The organism is Rhodoferax sp. (genome assembly GCF_011391645.1).
Classification (GTDB): domain Bacteria; phylum Pseudomonadota; class Gammaproteobacteria; order Burkholderiales; family Burkholderiaceae_C; genus Rhodoferax.
In genome coordinates this window covers 1-15491 of sequence record NZ_JAABQC010000001.1, presented here as the reverse complement: position 1 = coordinate 15491, position 15491 = coordinate 1, and the positions used below count along the sequence as shown (strand labels likewise).

13 protein-coding genes and 1 pseudogene are annotated in these 15491 nt (G+C 63.8%); 7 read left to right on the top strand and 7 right to left on the bottom strand.

Annotated elements, in window-relative coordinates; translation table 11 throughout:
- The 3 genes and pseudogenes from GPS82_RS00070 to hemC form a co-directional block, all read right to left on the bottom strand.
- Window positions 1-557: pseudogene (locus GPS82_RS00070) on the bottom strand (hypothetical protein); the annotation flags it as partial.
- Window positions 554-1369 carry a uroporphyrinogen-III synthase gene (locus GPS82_RS00065; RefSeq protein WP_363716663.1) on the bottom strand — a complete coding sequence of 272 codons (816 nt, stop codon included), beginning with the start codon at window positions 1367-1369 and terminating at the stop codon, window positions 554-556. The pseudogene GPS82_RS00070 and the gene GPS82_RS00065, both read right to left, overlap by 4 nt.
- Window positions 1366-2316, bottom strand: a complete 951-nt coding sequence (gene hemC, locus GPS82_RS00060; RefSeq protein WP_296490029.1) for a hydroxymethylbilane synthase — start codon at window positions 2314-2316, stop codon at window positions 1366-1368. The genes GPS82_RS00065 and hemC overlap by 4 nt, the downstream gene beginning before the upstream one ends.
- Window positions 2317-2419: 103 nt before the next feature.
- Between hemC and ppc the strand changes: the two genes are divergently transcribed.
- Window positions 2420-5269, top strand: a complete 2850-nt coding sequence (ppc, locus tag GPS82_RS00055) for a phosphoenolpyruvate carboxylase (protein ID WP_296490028.1) — start codon at window positions 2420-2422, stop codon at window positions 5267-5269.
- On the opposite strand, the gene GPS82_RS00050 is transcribed toward ppc, so the two are convergent.
- The 3 genes from GPS82_RS00050 to GPS82_RS00040 are packed head-to-tail and all read right to left on the bottom strand — an operon-like array spanning window position 5266 to window position 8245.
- Window positions 5266-6456 (bottom strand): YbfB/YjiJ family MFS transporter, encoded by a 1191-nt coding sequence (locus tag GPS82_RS00050; protein WP_296490027.1) that lies wholly within the window; start codon window positions 6454-6456, stop codon window positions 5266-5268. The genes ppc and GPS82_RS00050 overlap by 4 nt on opposite strands.
- 5 nt (window positions 6457-6461) lie before the next feature.
- A complete protein-coding gene (locus GPS82_RS00045) occupies window positions 6462-7205 on the bottom strand; it encodes a LytTR family DNA-binding domain-containing protein (RefSeq protein ID WP_296490026.1) in 744 nt (247 codons plus the stop codon).
- Window positions 7202-8245 carry a histidine kinase gene (locus GPS82_RS00040; RefSeq protein WP_296490025.1) on the bottom strand — a complete coding sequence of 348 codons (1044 nt, stop codon included), beginning with the start codon at window positions 8243-8245 and terminating at the stop codon, window positions 7202-7204. Before GPS82_RS00040 ends, GPS82_RS00045 begins: the two co-directional genes overlap by 4 nt.
- 89 nt (window positions 8246-8334) lie before the next feature.
- On the opposite strand from GPS82_RS00040, the gene argH reads away from it, so the two are divergent.
- The 6 genes from argH to GPS82_RS00010 all read left to right on the top strand — a co-directional run bounded on the left by argH (window position 8335) and on the right by GPS82_RS00010 (window position 15056).
- Window positions 8335-9804, top strand: a complete 1470-nt coding sequence (gene argH, locus GPS82_RS00035) for an argininosuccinate lyase (RefSeq protein ID WP_296490024.1) — start codon at window positions 8335-8337, stop codon at window positions 9802-9804.
- Between the two features lie 122 nt (window positions 9805-9926).
- Window positions 9927-11234: a biliverdin-producing heme oxygenase gene (locus GPS82_RS00030; RefSeq protein WP_296490023.1), complete on the top strand. Its 1308-nt coding sequence runs from the start codon at window positions 9927-9929 to the stop codon at window positions 11232-11234.
- 10 nt (window positions 11235-11244) lie between these two features.
- A complete protein-coding gene (locus GPS82_RS00025; RefSeq protein ID WP_296490022.1) occupies window positions 11245-11895 on the top strand; it encodes a B12-binding domain-containing protein in 651 nt (216 codons plus the stop codon).
- Complete coding sequence (locus GPS82_RS00020; RefSeq protein WP_296490021.1) at window positions 11885-13051, top strand: HAMP domain-containing sensor histidine kinase; 1167 nt, start codon at window positions 11885-11887, stop codon at window positions 13049-13051. Before GPS82_RS00025 ends, GPS82_RS00020 begins: the two co-directional genes overlap by 11 nt.
- Entirely contained in the window at window positions 13044-14444 is a 1401-nt protein-coding gene (locus tag GPS82_RS00015; protein ID WP_296490020.1) for a diguanylate cyclase, read from the top strand. Before GPS82_RS00020 ends, GPS82_RS00015 begins: the two co-directional genes overlap by 8 nt.
- 90 nt (window positions 14445-14534) lie before the next feature.
- Window positions 14535-15056, top strand: coding sequence for an anti-sigma factor (locus GPS82_RS00010; protein ID WP_296490019.1), 522 nt, complete (start codon window positions 14535-14537; stop codon window positions 15054-15056).
- A gap of 2 nt (window positions 15057-15058) precedes the next feature.
- Here GPS82_RS00010 and GPS82_RS00005 read toward each other — a convergent pair.
- The coding region (locus GPS82_RS00005; RefSeq protein ID WP_296490018.1) for an FAD-binding oxidoreductase at window positions 15059-15491 on the bottom strand (433 nt) is incomplete at its 5' end.

Genomic DNA, 15491 nt, shown 5'->3' with positions numbered 1-15491 from the left:
TCGCGGGCAATGGCGCGCTGCAACAAAGCCAGCCTGGGTTGTGCCGCTCGCACAATGCGCTGGTCAGCGCTATTGAGTGCCGCCAGCAAGGGCTCGACGCTGCCCGTCAACTGCGCCTGCTGCTGCGCCAGACGCAAAGCGGCATCGATGTCCACCACCAGGTTTTCATCGCGCGAACGCGACATGCTCTGCATCAGTTCGTCAAGCTGGCTGCGCTGCAGGGCCACCTCACTCAAGCGTGAATCCATGACCGCCGCGCGCGCCGCGGTCTCCTGCGCCAGCGACACGGCCTGCTTGGCCATTGCCCGCGCTTCCAGCGACTGCGACTGCGCCTCGGCACTTTGGCGCGCCAACTGCTCCTGCATGCCGGCCACCTTCTGCCACAGCAAGGCAATCGTCAGCAACGCCAGCAAAACCATGCAGCCAAGCACCCACAGGGCTGTGCGCGCCGTCGTTGCGCTGCTGGCCACGGGGCCGGCGGCGACAACAGCCGGGCCGGGGTTTGGTGCAGCTGCGCCGCCAATGTCGGCGGGATCAGGGGAAAGCTGGGGATTCATGCCAAGGATTCTATCGAGACCAGGACGTCTTCCAACGTGGGCCGTGTCTGCGCCACCACACCAAAGCCCAGGCTCCGGGCTGCCGCTGCAATCCTGGGATGGGTGGCCACGGCACGGGCCATTGACCAGTCCTGCCCGGGCAACAAGGCCTGCAAATGGCCCAGCGCCTCAGCGCTGCTGAACAACCAGATCGAGCCATCCGTAGCCGCCGACTGCGCCAGCACGCATTGCGCCGCAGTCCAAACGGGTGCGCCGCGTTGGTAAGCCACCACAAAATCAACTTGCGCACCACTTTGGCGCAGGCGCTCGGCCAACCATTCGCGGCCCACACCCTGGTCATTGTCCTGCACCAATGTGCCGTCAGGGGCCACACTGTCGCCGCGCACAATCAGCACCTTGTCGCCCGGCCGCACCTGAGCGCGCACCTGTTGCCAGAGCGCCTCTGAATCAAACTGCCCGGCCTGTTTGGGCGGCGTGTCCAGCAACGCACTTGCCACGCCGTGGTCCAGCAAGGCGTGGGCTGTTCCGGGGCCGGTGGACCACCACCTTGTGGCCGCGGCGCTTGACAATTCGGGGGCTGGCGCTGAAGCCGGTCTTGCCTGAAAGAAAAAATCCACTGCATGACGGCTGACAAACATCGCCGCCTTGTAGCAGGGCAGGTTCAGCCAGGCCGCCCGCACCGCAGTGGCATTGGCCAGACTGCGCACCTCGATCAGCGGCAGCACCAGCGCATCATGGCCACTGGCTTGAAAACTATCTGCCCATTGCTGCGCCTGCGGCTGCACCCGGGTCACGATGAGGCGCACCGTCACCCCGGTTGATGGGCGGAGGCAGCCAGATGGGCCAGGGTGCCGCCCTGCGCCAGCACCCGGGCACGCAGGTCATTCGCGACCCGTTGCCCCAACTCAGCGGCGCTCGGCAAACCGCTCACCGGGCCGGTCAAACGCACGCGAACCACGGGCAATTGCCCGTCGGCATCGCCCCAGGCGGCATCAATCGTCAGGATGTCTTGGGCCAGCGTAGCGTAGGCGGCCAGCGGCATCGAGCAGCTGCCCCCCATGGCGCGACTCACGGCACGTTCTGCCGCCACGGCCAGCCAGGTGGTGTGGTGCGCCAGCGGCGCCAGCGCCGCCACGACATCGAGGCGATCGGTGCGCACCTCGATGCCCAGCGCACCCTGGCCCGCAGCGGGCAGCATGACCGAGGGCTCGAACACCGCACGAATGCGCGCCTCGAGTCCCAGGCGCTTGAGGCCGGCGGCCGCCAGCACGATGGCGTCATACAAGCCCTCATCGAGCTTGCGCAAACGGGTGTCGAGGTTGCCGCGCAAGGGCTCAATGCGCAAGTCGGGCCGCAGGGCGCGCAACAAGGCCATGCGGCGCAGGCTGGAGGTGCCCACCACCGCGCCCTGCGGCAAGGCGTCCAGATTGGCGTAGTGGTTAGAAACAAAGGCATCCCGCGGGTCTTCGCGCGCCATCACGCAGGCCAGGCTGAAGCCTTCGGGCAACTCCATCGGCACGTCCTTGAGTGAGTGCACCGCCAGGTCGGCGCGCCTTTGTTCCAGCGCGACTTCGAGTTCCTTGACAAACAGGCCCTTGCCGCCGACCTGGCTGAGCGCGCGGTCCAGGATCTGGTCACCCAGGGTGGTCATGCCCAAAAGCGTCACCTGGTGGCCCCTGCCACTCAGCAGGGCTTGTACATGCTCGGCCTGCCACATGGCCAGCCGGCTTTCTCGTGTTGCAATGGTAAGTTGACGCATAGTGATGGGCGTGATGCCGTAACCTTTGTGTAATCGTATTCGTTACGGGAATGCTAGCATGGCTTTTGCTTAAGCTTTTGTCCCATTGACCCTCAACACCGCCATGCCAAAGTCTGCTCCCGCATCCAAAAACAATAGCGCCCTCCCTGACAGTGAGCGCCCGCTGATCGAAGACATCCGCCTGCTTGGACGCATTTTGGGCGACGTGATTCGCGAGCAGGAGGGTGACGCGGCCTTCGACCTGATCGAGCAGATCCGCCAGCTCTCGGTCACCTTTCGCCGCCATGCCGACCTGGTGGCAGACCGGGCCCTCAACAAACTGCTCAAGTCGCTCAGCAGTGAACAAACCGTAAGTGTGGTGCGGGCGTTCACTTACTTCAGTCATTTGGCCAATCTCGCCGAGGACCGCCACCACATCCGCCGCAACGCCATCCATGCGCGCGCCGGCCATAGCCGGCCCGGCAGCATTGGTGTGACCCTGAAGCGACTCGACAGCCAGGGCGTCACGCCGCAAGCTATCAGCGAGATGCTGGCGCACAGTTTTGTCTCGCCGGTGCTCACCGCCCACCCCACCGAGGTGCAGCGCAAGAGCATTCTGGATGCCGAGCGCGCCATTGCCAAGCTGCTCACCGCCCGCGACGACATTCTGGCGCAGGCGGCCGCCAACCAGGTCGAGCACGATGCCCTGACGCCGCGCGAGCTGGCCAGCAACGAGGCCCAGTTGCGCGCCCGCGTGCTGCAGTTGTGGCATACCCGCCTGCTGCGGTTTTCCAAACTGACGGTGGCCGACGAGGTGGAAAACGCGCTGAGTTATTACGACTCCACATTTCTTCGCGAGATCCCCAAACTCTACGCCACCCTGGAACAGGCGCTGGGACCGCACCCGGTGCACAGTTTCCTGCGCATGGGCCAGTGGATTGGCGGCGACCGCGACGGCAACCCAAACGTCAACGCCCAGACCCTGAGCCACGCTTTAGGCCGCCAGTCCGACATGGCCTTGCGTCATTACCTGACCGAGGTGCATTACCTCGGCGGCGAGCTGTCCCTGTCGGCGATGCTGGTGGATTTCCCGCCCGAGATGCAGGCGCTGGCGCAGCGTTCGCCCGACAGCAACGAACACCGCAAGGACGAGCCTTACCGGCGCGCCCTGATCGGCGTTTACGCGCGCCTCGCGGCCACGCTCAAAAACCTCAGCGGTGGCGAGGCCGCGCGCCACGCGGTGGCACCGCAAAACCCCTACCAGGCCCCTGAAGAACTGCTGAGCGACCTGCGCGTGATCGAATCGTCCCTGATCACGCAACACGCGCAGGCGCTGGTCGGGCAGCGCCTGCAACCCCTGATCCGGGCGGTGGAAGTGTTTGGCTTTCACCTCGCCACGGTCGACCTGCGGCAAAGCTCGGACCAGCATGAAGCCGTGCTGGCCGAACTGCTGGCCACGGCGCGCATCACGCCGCATTACGCCAAGCTCGACGAGCCCGCCAAGCGCGCCTTGTTGCTGGACCTGCTCAACGATGCGCGCCCTTTGCGCGTCATGGGTCATGCCTACAGCGCGCACGCTCTCAGTGAAATCAGTATTTTCGAGGCCGCCAAACGGTCGCGCGCGCTGTTTGGCACGCAGGCCATTCGCCACTACATCATCAGCCACACCGAAACCGTGAGCGATTTGCTCGAAGTGATGCTGCTGCAAAAAGAGGTGGGCCTGATGCAGGGCACGCTCGACGACCATGCCACTTGCGACCTGATCGTGGTGCCGCTGTTTGAGACCATCGAAGACCTGCGCAACGCGTCCACGATCATGCGCGAGTTTTACGCGCTGCCCGGCGTGCTGGCCATGGTGCAGCGCGGCGCGGCCGACCAGTATGGCGAACAGGACATCATGCTGGGCTACTCTGACAGCAACAAGGATGGCGGCATTTTTACCAGCAACTGGGAGCTGTACCAGGCCGAAATTGCCCTGGTGGACATGTTTGACGGCATCAACCAAAGTGCAGCCAGCCCGATCCGCCTGCGCATGTTCCATGGCCGTGGTGGCACGGTGGGGCGTGGCGGCGGACCCAGCTTTGAGGCCATCCTGGCGCAGCCTCCCGGCACCGTGCGCGGCCAGATTCGCCTGACCGAGCAAGGCGAGGTGATTGGCTCCAAATACGCCAACCCCGAAATCGGCCGGCGCAACCTGGAAACTCTGGTGGCAGCCACGCTGGAGGCCACCCTGCTGCACCCAACCCAATCTGCCGAGCCCGCTTATCTGGAGGCGGCTTCCGAGTTGTCGCTGGCCAGCATGGCGGCCTACCGCAAGCTGGTGTACGAGACGCCCGGCTTCACCGAATATTTCTTTGACGCCACGCCGATCCGCGAAATTGCCGAACTCAACATTGGCTCACGCCCGGCATCCCGCAAAGCGACCCAAAAAATAGAAGACCTGCGCGCCATTCCCTGGGGCTTCAGCTGGGGCCAGTGCCGCCTGACCCTGCCCGGCTGGTTTGGCTTTGGCGCGGCGGTAGATGCCTTTTTGAACCCGCCCGGGGCCACGGTCAGGCTCACCAAGCAGCGCCTGGCGCTGCTGCAGAAAATGCAGAAACAATGGCCTTTTTTCAGCTCGCTGCTGTCCAACATGGACATGGTCATGGCCAAGAGCGACTTGGCATTGGCCTCGCGCTACGCCGAGTTGGTGGATGACAAGCGCCTGCGCAAAAAAATATTTGGCGCCATCGAGCTCGAATGGCAGCGCACCACGCGGGCGCTGGAGCTGATCACCGGCGACAAACAGCGCCTGAGCCACAACGCGGCACTGCAACGCTCGATCCGCCACCGCTTTCCCTACATCGACCCGCTGCACCATCTGCAGGTGGAACTGGTGCGCCGCTTCCGCGCCGGCGAGACTGACGACCGCCTCAAACGCGGCATCCACATCTCGATCAACGGCATCGCCGCGGGGCTGCGCAATACCGGTTAAGGCGCTAAAGCCCTTGGCGCGTCGCGCTTTTCCACCAGCTTGAGCACCATCAGCAGCCCGGTGCCCAGCGCCATGACGGCGGCGGCCACGTACAGGCCGGCGTTGTAGCTGCCAAACTGGGCGCCAATCTGGCCAGTGATTGCCGGGCCGATGATTTGCGCCACACCATAGGACAACGTCATCTTGCCCATCATCTTGGCGGGCATGCCCGGGTAATAGCGCCCGGCCATGCTCAGCACCAGGCTCACCATGCCGATGAAGGTGCCGCCAAACAGCAGCGAGCCCAGCATGGCGGACCACAGGCCCGGCACCATGACCGGCAGCAAGATGCCCGCGATCTGCAACACTGCGGCCAGAATCAGCGCATTCAGGTCGCCGATGCGCCGGGCAATAAAGTCCCAGTTGATGCAGGCCGGAGCCGCCCCGATGCCAATCGCCAAAAACACCAGATTGCCCCAGCCGTCCAGACCCGGCAGCTGGTTCACGATGGCCACAATAAAGGTCACACTCACCACGTAGCCAAAACCGGCGCAAAAGTAGGCCGCCATAAAGATGCGCAAATAAAGCACGCTCGGCGGCTTGTCCTGCAACTTCTGGCCGGTGGTGGTGAGGCCGCTGGTGTCGGGCGGTGGCAGCCAGCGCAACGCCGGCACCAGCAGCACACACCCCAGCGCGGTGAAGGCAAACCATTGCTCGCGCCAGTCCAGCCAGGGGGTGAACAGCATCACCGCCGCGGCACAGCCGGCAATCCCCAGCCCGATGCCGGCAAAGTGAATGCCCAGCTCGCTGCGGTGGTTGTGGCGGATCAGCCAGTTCATGATGAGCCCGGTGCCCAGCAGCATGCCCGCCGCGCTGGTCAGGCCTGCCACATAGCGCGAGATGGCCCACACCACCAGGTTGGTGCTCAAGCCCATCACCAGCGTGCTGACAATGGCCAGCACCATGCCGATGCGGTAAAGCCGGTCTTTCAGCACCAGGCTGCTGATGCGCGACGCGATCAGGGCACCGCTGAGGTAGCCGGCGTAGTTGATGGCCGCCAGCCAGCCGGCCGCTGCCACGCCCAGGCCGGCCTGCTGCTGCATCAGCGGCAGCAGCGGCGTGTAGGCAAAGCGGGCCACGCCCAACACCAGAATCAGACTGAAGATGCCGGCACTCAGCACCTTGAGGCGCGTGACAGATGCGGTCATGGGCCTCAGACCGCGCTCACCAGCGCCCGCACGGCGGCAAGCTGGCGGCGCGACACGAACAGCGACTCCGCCACACCGTCCAGCCGCACCGCCCAGCCATCGCCCTCTTCGGGATCGTGGTGTTTCTCCAGTGCCCGCACGGCACGCCGCGCCACCAGCGCATTGCGGTGGATGCGGATGAAACGGCTGGCGTACCGGGTCTCGAGTTCGGCCAGCGAAGCCTCCAGGATGTAGCTGTGGCTGGCAGTGCGCACCGTGATGTACTTGAGCTCGGCTTTCAGGTACAGCACCTGCGCCAGCGGCACGCGCTCGGCACGGCCGCGCTCCTGGATCAGCAGCACATCCTCGGCGACATCGGTGGCCGTTTCCTGCGCCTGTTGCAACGTCCGTGCGATTTTTTGCAGCGCCGCCTGCAAGCGCTCCAGCCGCACCGGCTTGGTGAGGTAATCCAGCGCTTCCAGGTCAAAGGCCTGCACGGCGTGTTGGGCGTAGGCGGTCACAAAAACGACGGCAGGGGGATGGGGCAACTGGCGCAGCGCCTGTGCCAGCATGAGCCCGTCGGCGCCCGGCATGTGAATGTCGGCCAGCACCGCATCGACGTCGTGGTGCTGCAAAAACTCAATCGCCTGCACGGCATTGGCGGCCTCGCCCAGCACCTGCGCCGCGGGCTGGCGGCAATCGCCCAGCAGCGTTTTCAGCCGGCTGCGCGCCAGGCTTTCATCATCCACCAGCAACACGCGAACCGTCATGCGGGCACCTCGATCCTGACCCGGTAGACGCCGTCTTTCAAACCACTTTGAAACTGCGCCTGCACATCGTGCAGCAGGCTCAGGCGCTCGCTCACATTGGCCAGCGCCAGGCCATTGCCGCGCGCACTGTCGGCTGCTGGCGCGGTGTTGCTGACCTTGATCACCACCCGCGAGCCACGGCGCTCGGTGCTGACCCTGATGTCAGCGCCACTGGTGCTGGGCTCAACCCCATGTTTGACGGCGTTCTCCACCAATGGCTGCAACAACAGCGGCGGCAGGCGCGCCGCCCCGGCCGCTTCGTCAAGCGCCCACACAATGCGCAGGCGCTCGCCAAAACGCACCTGCTCGATCGCCAGGTAGGCCTTGGCCAGTGCGATTTCCTGCGCCAGCGTGACCGATTCACCCTGCTCCATCAGGGCGTGGCGAAACAGGTCGCTCAAGTCTTCCAACAGCCTTTCGGCCTTGCCCGGCTCGGCGCGCACCAGGGCAATGGCGCTGTTGAGGGTGTTGAACAAAAAGTGCGGCCGGATGCGCGCCTGCAATTCCGCCAGTCGGGCGGTGGTGGCCGCCGGCGCCTTGCCCTTGGCCCGCAGCACCAGTGCGGCCACCAGCACGGCAGCCAGCATGGCGCCGGCAAACGCACTGCCCCACCAGGGCGCCGGCTGCTGCAAGCCCGACCAGGCCAGCATGGCGCAGCCATACAACCCGGCCAGGGCGCCCAGGGCGATGCCGGCCGCCTGTTGCAAGGGATGGGGCAAGCGAGCCAGGACCTTTTTGAAAACGCAAGCCACGATCAACCAAAACAGGGTGGCGGGCAGGGCCGCGCCGGTGGCCAGGGACAGCCGCGTGAACCAGTCCAGCACATTGACTGCCCCGAACATGGCGGCCACCGCCATCACGGCCTGCACAAACAGCACGGCGCGCAGCACCACACCCACATGGCAGGCATCAAACACCAGCACCACAGGCGGTGGCACGGCGTTCTTGACCGGCGCTGCGGTTGCGTCGTGGAAGACCGATAAAATTTGGGGTTCTTGCATGCGTCTGCCTGATTGATGACCCAGTTGGTCATTGTGGCAATTATTGATGATTCTCGGGCACCCCAGCCTCTTCCTAACTTTGATCCGCGATGAGCCAAAACCAATTCGACAAAAAGTCCCAGGCCTGGTCGGCGCTGTTTTCCGAGCCCATGAGTGATCTGGTCAAGCGCTACACGTCGAGCGTGTTTTTTGACAAGCGCCTGTGGCAGGCCGACATCACCGGCTCGCTGGCGCACGCCGACATGCTGTCGGCCAAGGGCATCATCAGCACCCAGGATTTGGCCGACATCAGGCGTGGCATGGCGCAAATCACCTCCGAGATCGAATCCGGCGCCTTTGAGTGGCAGCTCGACCTGGAAGACGTGCACCTCAACATCGAGGCACGGCTGACCCAACTGGTGGGCGACGCCGGCAAACGTCTGCACACCGGGCGCTCCCGCAACGACCAAGTCGCCACCGACGTGCGGCTGTGGCTGCGCGGTGAAATCGACCTGATCAGCGCCCTGCTGCTTGACCTGCAACGGGCCTTGATCGATGTGGCTGACCAGTATGTCGAGGTCATCCTGCCCGGTTTCACCCACCTGCAGGTGGCGCAACCGGTGAGTTTTGGTCACCACCTGCTGGCTTATGTGGAAATGTTCAGCCGCGATGCCGAGCGCATGATGGACGTGCGCCGCCGGGTCAACCGCCTGCCGCTGGGCGCAGCCGCATTGGCTGGCACCAGCTACCCTCTGGACCGCGAGCGTGTGGCACGCGCGCTGGGCATGGTCGACGCGCTGGGCACACCACAGGTGTGCCAGAACTCGCTTGATGCCGTCAGCGACCGCGACTTTGCCATTGAGTTCACCGCCGCCGCCTCGCTGTGCATGGTGCACATCAGCCGCCTGAGCGAAGAACTGATTTTGTGGATGAGCCAGAACTTCGGCTTCATCAAAATCGCCGACCGCTTCACCACCGGCAGTTCCATCATGCCGCAGAAGAAAAACCCTGACGTGCCCGAACTGGCGCGCGGCAAGACCGGTCGCGTGGTGGGCCACCTGATGGGCCTGATCACGCTCATGAAAGGCCAGCCGCTGGCCTACAACAAGGACAACCAGGAAGACAAGGAGCCGCTGTTTGATACCGTGGACACACTCAAAGACACGCTGCGCATCTTTGCCGAGATGATCGGCGGCCAGTTGAACCCGACCACCGGCCAGAAGGAAGGCGGCATCACGGTGAATGCCCCCGCCATGGAGCAGGCCGCCCTGCGCGGCTATGCCACCGCCACCGACCTGGCCGATTACCTGGTCAAGAAAGGCCTGCCGTTCCGAGATGCGCACGAAACCGTGGCGCATGCGGTCAAGGCCGCCGTCACGCACCAGGTGGACCTATCGGAACTGCCGCTGGCAGTGCTGCAAGGCTTCAACCCGACCATCGAAAAAGACGTGTATGACGTCCTGAGCCTGCGCGGCTCGCTCAACGCCCGTGACATTCTCGGCGGCACCGCACCCAATCAGGTGCGCTCACAAATTGCTCGGCACCAACTGCGCTTGAATCTGGCAACTGAAAAAATTTAGGTGCCAACCATTTCCTGATTTTCAAGGCGCGACGAAGAAAACCATTTCCGGATGGACCTGTCGGTCCAGGCCCGCTTCACAATGGTGCACAATGACTCACCTTTGTATCGCCAGGGACAGGAATGAAAACAGGACTTTTCGGGCAGCAACTCAGCCTGATGGAGGACCTCAAGGCTGTCAACTTTTCGGTCCACAGTCGCCTGCAGGGTGCGCCGTTCTTTGCGGCGTTGGCGGCGTGTCAGTTGCCGCTTGAGTCGTATGTGGGGCAACTGCGTGCCTTGGCAGTGATGCAGGGGGTGCTCGAGCAAGCGCTGCTGGACTGCGCAGATGAGCGCATCGCAGCGGTCTGGCACACTGAACAACGCAAACTGCCGTTGCTTGAACAAGACCTGCACTTTTTTGAGCCACGCACCGTGGCCGACCTGAAAGAAGCGGTCGAGGCCGCGCAAGCAGCGGCCACCCAGATTCGTTTGTGGTCAATTGAACAACCTCTTGCGCTGCTGGCTTGCCTTTATGTGCTGGAAGGCTCCAGCCTGGGCGCACGCGTGTTGCGGCCCATGGTGGCACGCGCCCTGTTGCTCACGGGCAATGAGGGTCTGGCCTACCTGCACGGTGACGGCCCGGCGCAGGACGCGCGCTGGACGCAGTTTCAAGAGCGCATGAACGCGCTCGCACTCAGTGCCACTGAGCGCGAGCAGATCGGCCAGGCCGCCCACCATTTTTTCGAGCAGATCGAGGCGGTTTTTCTGGCGCTTTACCCCTTTCAAAGCGAATCAAAGACATTTCTCGTCACCTCCATCAACCCGGAAGCCGGGCGCCATGCGGTACCCACTGATGCGCGCGAAGTGCAGGCGTCATTGCGAGCAGCTGACCTCTGTTGGCAGCGCTTTCCTTATTTCGAGCAGCGTTATGGCGAGCGCGGCTACCGTTTCGCCCGCAGCGATGCCGCTTGGCAAGCCACGCTGTACACCTATGCACCCGCCCAAATCGTGCAACAGGTGCGCTGGCTCGGACGCGTGCTTGCCGGGCGCGGCATGCCAACGCTGTTGTTGCAGGATCAGTTGGAGATTCTGGTGGACGAGCTGGTCGCGGCCGTGCCCGAAAACAAGTCCGGCTACGACAAGCTGCTGCTCGGCGCCGCCGATCTGTACACCACGCGCAACCGGTATGTGAGCGACGCCCAGCTTCAAACCCTGGACGATGCGTTTGATCAGGCGGTCGGGGTGCATCTGCGTGCAGGTTTGCCAGGCACTGGCCGCTTGCTGGGCTGCGCAGTGGCAGATGAACTGGCGGGCAGCCCGGCTGCCGTGACAAGTTTGCAGGCGTGGCTGGGCGATGCCACGCGGTTCCCGTCCATATGGATTGCAGCGGTAGCCGACGCCCTGGCGCAGGCGCGCCAGCAGGCCAGCGCGGCCCAACCCGCGGCCTGAGGAAAACTCCATGAGCAGCACCCTCGAGGAAGCCACTTACCAGCGTTACCTGAGCGCCTTGCTGGCCGGTGAGCGCGCGCAATGCGCCAGCATCGTGCAAGCACTGGTGGCAGCCGGCACCGACCTCAAAAGCCTGTACCTCATGCTGTTTCAGCGCGCCATGTACCAGGTGGGCGAGTTGTGGGAGAACCAGCGTATATCGGTTGCGGTAGAGCATCTGGCCACCGCCATTACCGAGCGCATGCTGAGCCTGGTGCAGTCCCAGTCCTTTGGTGGCCAGAGGCGCGGCCAGAGCATCGTTGTTGCCTGCGTGACCGATGAATACCATCAGCTTGGCGGACGCATGATTGCCGATTTTTGTGAGATGCGTGGCTGGCGCGGCCACTTTCTGGGCGTTGACACACCGCTGGCCAAGTTGCTGCAGACCATCGAAGAACGCCGTCCCACCCTGGTTGGCCTGTCCTTGAGCCTGTCGCTGCACCTGCCCGAATTGCTCTTGGCGCTGGAGACCATCAGCAGGCAGTTCCCCAAGCAGCCAATTCTGGTGGGCGGGCAGGCGCTGCGCTGGGGCGGCATGGAGGCGCTGCAGGCCTACCCCAACGTGACCTGCATCGATTCGCTCGATGAGCTCGAAAAACAACTCGCAGCTTATGAGCAATGACCCCGAGCGCCGATTTCTGGCCTTGAGCACCAGCGTGGTGGCGCTGCGCCTGGACGCGGCGGGCATCATCCGGGCTGCCAACCCGCATGCCCTCCATTTGATCGGTGCGCCGCTGGTCGGCCAGCCCTGGCATGCCATGCTGCTTAATTTTGCCGGTGTCATTCCCTTTGCCGATTGGCTGGCTGACACGGCGCGGCCACGGCTGCTCAACGTCCACACCACGGCGGGGCTGCCGCAAACCCTTGAGGTCACGGTTGAGCCTGACGGTGCCGACCATTGGCTGTTTGGCGAGATCAACGCGACCGAGCAGGCGCGGCTGGGGCGCGAGGTGCTCGAACTTAACCACGAGCTCAACAACCTGACGCGCGAGCTGGCGCTTAAAAACGATGAGTTGGGCAAGCTGAACGCGCTCAAGAACCAGTTTCTGGGCATGGCCGCGCATGACCTGCGCAAGCCCACCGGCTTGATCTTGAGTTATGCCGAATTCCTGATCGACGAGGTGGGGAGCAGTTTGTCTGCCGAACACCAGGATTTTTTGCAGACCATCCATAGCGCAGCGGCGCGCATGCGCGGCGTGGTGGATGATTTTCTGGACGTTAGCCTGATCGAGGCGGGGCGCTTCAGCCTCGATGAGCAGAGCACAGACATGGCCAACGTGGCCCATGCCGCGCTCAAACTGGTGAGCCTGATTGCCACCAGGCGCGGTATCCAAATCACGACCCAGCTCGACACAACGAACCGACACTGGTTCGTTGACGGGGCCAAGATCGAACAGGTGCTGACCAACCTGCTGAGCAACGCGATCGAGCACTCCCCCGAGGGCGGCATGGTCACGCTGGCCAGCCAATGTTTGCCGACTGAACTGCGGGTGCAGGTTACCGACCGTGGCGCCGGCATGACAACCGAGCAGCAACAGCGCCTGTTCCAGTCCTTTGCCAGCGGCCAGGCCGCGCGCAAATCGACGGGTGAGCGCAGCATCGGCCTGGGTCTGGCCATTGCCCGCAAGATCATTGAAGCGCACGGCGGGCGCATGTTTGTGAGCAGCGAGCCCGGGCAGGGTTCGGTATTCGGCTTTACGCTGCCGCCAGAGCGCCTGCGGCCAGCGCGCACCATCACCCCCAGCGCCAATCCAAACCAGGAGCAACAACATGGCTGACCCAGCCAGCACCACGTTGGTGGTGATTGACGACGACCCCGATGTGTTGCGGGCCACGGCACGCATCCTGCAGCAGGCCGGCTACCAGGTCATCACCGGAGCCAGCGCGGCCGAGGCACTGGCGCTCACGCGCCGCCACCGGCCGGCGCTGCTGCTGCTCGACGTGATGCTGCCCGACGGCAACGGTGTGGACGTTGCGCGCCAGATCAAGAGCGAGCCTGCGTTGCACGCGGTGTTTGTCATTCTTTTGTCAGGGCTCAAGACGTCGGGCGACGACCAGGCGGCGGGGCTGACCGGCGGTCTGGCCGACGGCTACATCGCGCGGCCGATCGGCAAGTCCGAGTTGCTGGCGCGGGTAGATGCCATGCTGCGGCTGCGCTCGGCCCAGGAGGCATTGCGCGAGGCGTTGGCGCGCTTGCAGAAAATTGCCAGCCGCTTGCCGGGAATGGTTTACCAATACCGCCTGCGCCCGGATGGCAGCTCCTGTTTTCCCTACGCCAGCGACGCAATTCAAGAGGTTTACCAAGTCACCGCAGAACAGGTGCGCGACGATGCCGGCCCGGTGTTGGCCATGGTGCACCCGGACGATTACGCCAGCGTGATCGCCTCGATCCAGACCTCGGCGCGCGACCTGACCGCGTGGTGCCACGACTACCGCGTCAAGTTTGCCGACGACAGAGTGCGCTGGCTGTTTGGCAACGCCCTGCCCGAGCGCGAAGCCGATGGCGGCACGCTGTGGCACGGCTTCATCACCGACATCACCGAGCGCAGGCTCATAGAGGAGCAGATGCGCCACCAGGCGCTGTATGACATGCTCACCGAGCTGCCGAACCGGCGCCTGCTGAACGACCGCTTGCGCCAAAGCATGGCTGCCGGCAAGCGCAGTGGCCACTATGGGGCGCTGATATTCCTGGACCTGGACAACTTCAAGACGCTCAATGACACGCACGGCCACAGCGTTGGCGATTTGCTGCTGATCGAGGTGACCCGGCGGCTGAAAAGCTGTGTGCGCGAGACCGACACTGTGGCGCGCTTCGGTGGCGACGAGTTTGTGGTTCTGCTGAGCGATCTGCATGCTGACCGAGCCAGCTCAAAGGCGCTGGCGGCGCAGGTGGCAGAAAAAATTCGCTGCAGTCTGGCGCAACCTTATGTGTTGAACACCAATAGCCAGCATCAGACCAAAGCCACCATTGAGCACCACTGCACCACCAGCATTGGCGTGGTGATTTTTGATGGCCAGGAAGCCAGCCTCGACGACATCCTCAAATGGGCTGATGGCGCGATGTATCAGGCCAAGGACGCTGGCCGTAACCGGGTACAGTTTTATATCCCGGCTCCCCTGCAGCACCTGGCCAATGCCGGCCTCACGCTACTCCCGAAAAAGACCGCATGATGCCGAGCTGAGGGTTTTCACGGCTAAACTCAAACCACCCGGCAAGTTGCGGTTGCCGCACCCCGACTCGCACACTCCCACCCCCTGATCATGAACGAAGTCCCTCCCAACACCCCCGAGATCATCCCCCCTTACACCACCGGTTGGCGGCTTGCCACCATCATCTGCCTGGTCATTCTGGCTGTGGCAGCAGCCAGCGGAGTGGGCATGTATGAAATGTTCAACGCGCAAATCAGCCATCTACAGGCCAAACTCAAGAATGTGCCGCAAACCAAGTATGTCGCGGTGCTGCTTGATGCCCAACTGGCACCCGGCGTGCTGGTCACCTTTGATCCACAGGATGGCTTTTTGCAGTTGCAGCGCCTCACCGACATCAAGGAAGGGCAGAACGACAGCATGCAGTTGTGGGACATCAGCGTCAATGCCCAGCCCAGATCGCTTGGGGTGCTGACACCCAAGCTCAAGACCGCCCAGTTGCCCGCTTCGGAGAAAACCATCGCGGCGATCACGCAACTGGCGATCAGCGTCGAAAACCGCGGCGGTGCCGAACCCGGTGCGCAGCCACTGCAGCCTTACCTGTACCGCGGCGCGTTGATCCATAAGGCGTTCTAACCTCAGAACCGCCCGGCGGCAAGCGCCTCTTGCCGCACGCCCAGAGCCGCCATGGCAGGCGGCACCGGCAAACCGCGCACCAGGGCTGCAGCCAGTTCACCCATGGCGGGCGCGGTCTGAATGCCGTAGCCGCCCTGCCCCGCCAGCCAGAAAAAGCCCGGCGCATCGGGGGCAAAACCAACCACCGGGGTCTTGTCGGCCACAAACGAGCGCAATCCGGCCCATTTGCGCCGCACCTGGCGAATCTGCAACGTGGTGGCGGTTTCCAGCCGGTCCACAGCAATCGCCACATCGAGTTCTTCAGGCTGCACATCCTGCGCCGGCACCGGGTCGGCGTTGGCCGGCGACACCAGCAGCAGCCCGGCTTCGGGTTTGAAATAAAACGTCTCGGCAATATCGATCACCAGAGGCCAGTCCTGTATCTGCACCGATGCC

Bases quoted from the DNA above. Each gene is read 5' to 3' on its own strand.
- hemC (WP_296490029.1), bottom strand. From the start codon at position 2,316: ATGCGTCAACTTACCATTGCAACACGAGAAAGCCGGCTGGCCATGTGG.
- ppc (WP_296490028.1), top strand. From the start codon at position 2,420: ATGCCAAAGTCTGCTCCCGCATCCAAAAACAATAGCGCCCTCCCTGAC.
- GPS82_RS00050 (WP_296490027.1), bottom strand. From the start codon at position 6,456: ATGACCGCATCTGTCACGCGCCTCAAGGTGCTGAGTGCCGGCATCTTC.
- GPS82_RS00045 (WP_296490026.1), bottom strand. From the start codon at position 7,205: ATGACGGTTCGCGTGTTGCTGGTGGATGATGAAAGCCTGGCGCGCAGC.
- GPS82_RS00040 (WP_296490025.1), bottom strand. From the start codon at position 8,245: ATGCAAGAACCCCAAATTTTATCGGTCTTCCACGACGCAACCGCAGCG.
- argH (WP_296490024.1), top strand. From the start codon at position 8,335: ATGAGCCAAAACCAATTCGACAAAAAGTCCCAGGCCTGGTCGGCGCTG.
- GPS82_RS00030 (WP_296490023.1), top strand. From the start codon at position 9,927: ATGAAAACAGGACTTTTCGGGCAGCAACTCAGCCTGATGGAGGACCTC.
- GPS82_RS00025 (WP_296490022.1), top strand. From the start codon at position 11,245: ATGAGCAGCACCCTCGAGGAAGCCACTTACCAGCGTTACCTGAGCGCC.
- GPS82_RS00020 (WP_296490021.1), top strand. From the start codon at position 11,885: ATGAGCAATGACCCCGAGCGCCGATTTCTGGCCTTGAGCACCAGCGTG.
- GPS82_RS00015 (WP_296490020.1), top strand. From the start codon at position 13,044: ATGGCTGACCCAGCCAGCACCACGTTGGTGGTGATTGACGACGACCCC.
- GPS82_RS00010 (WP_296490019.1), top strand. From the start codon at position 14,535: ATGAACGAAGTCCCTCCCAACACCCCCGAGATCATCCCCCCTTACACC.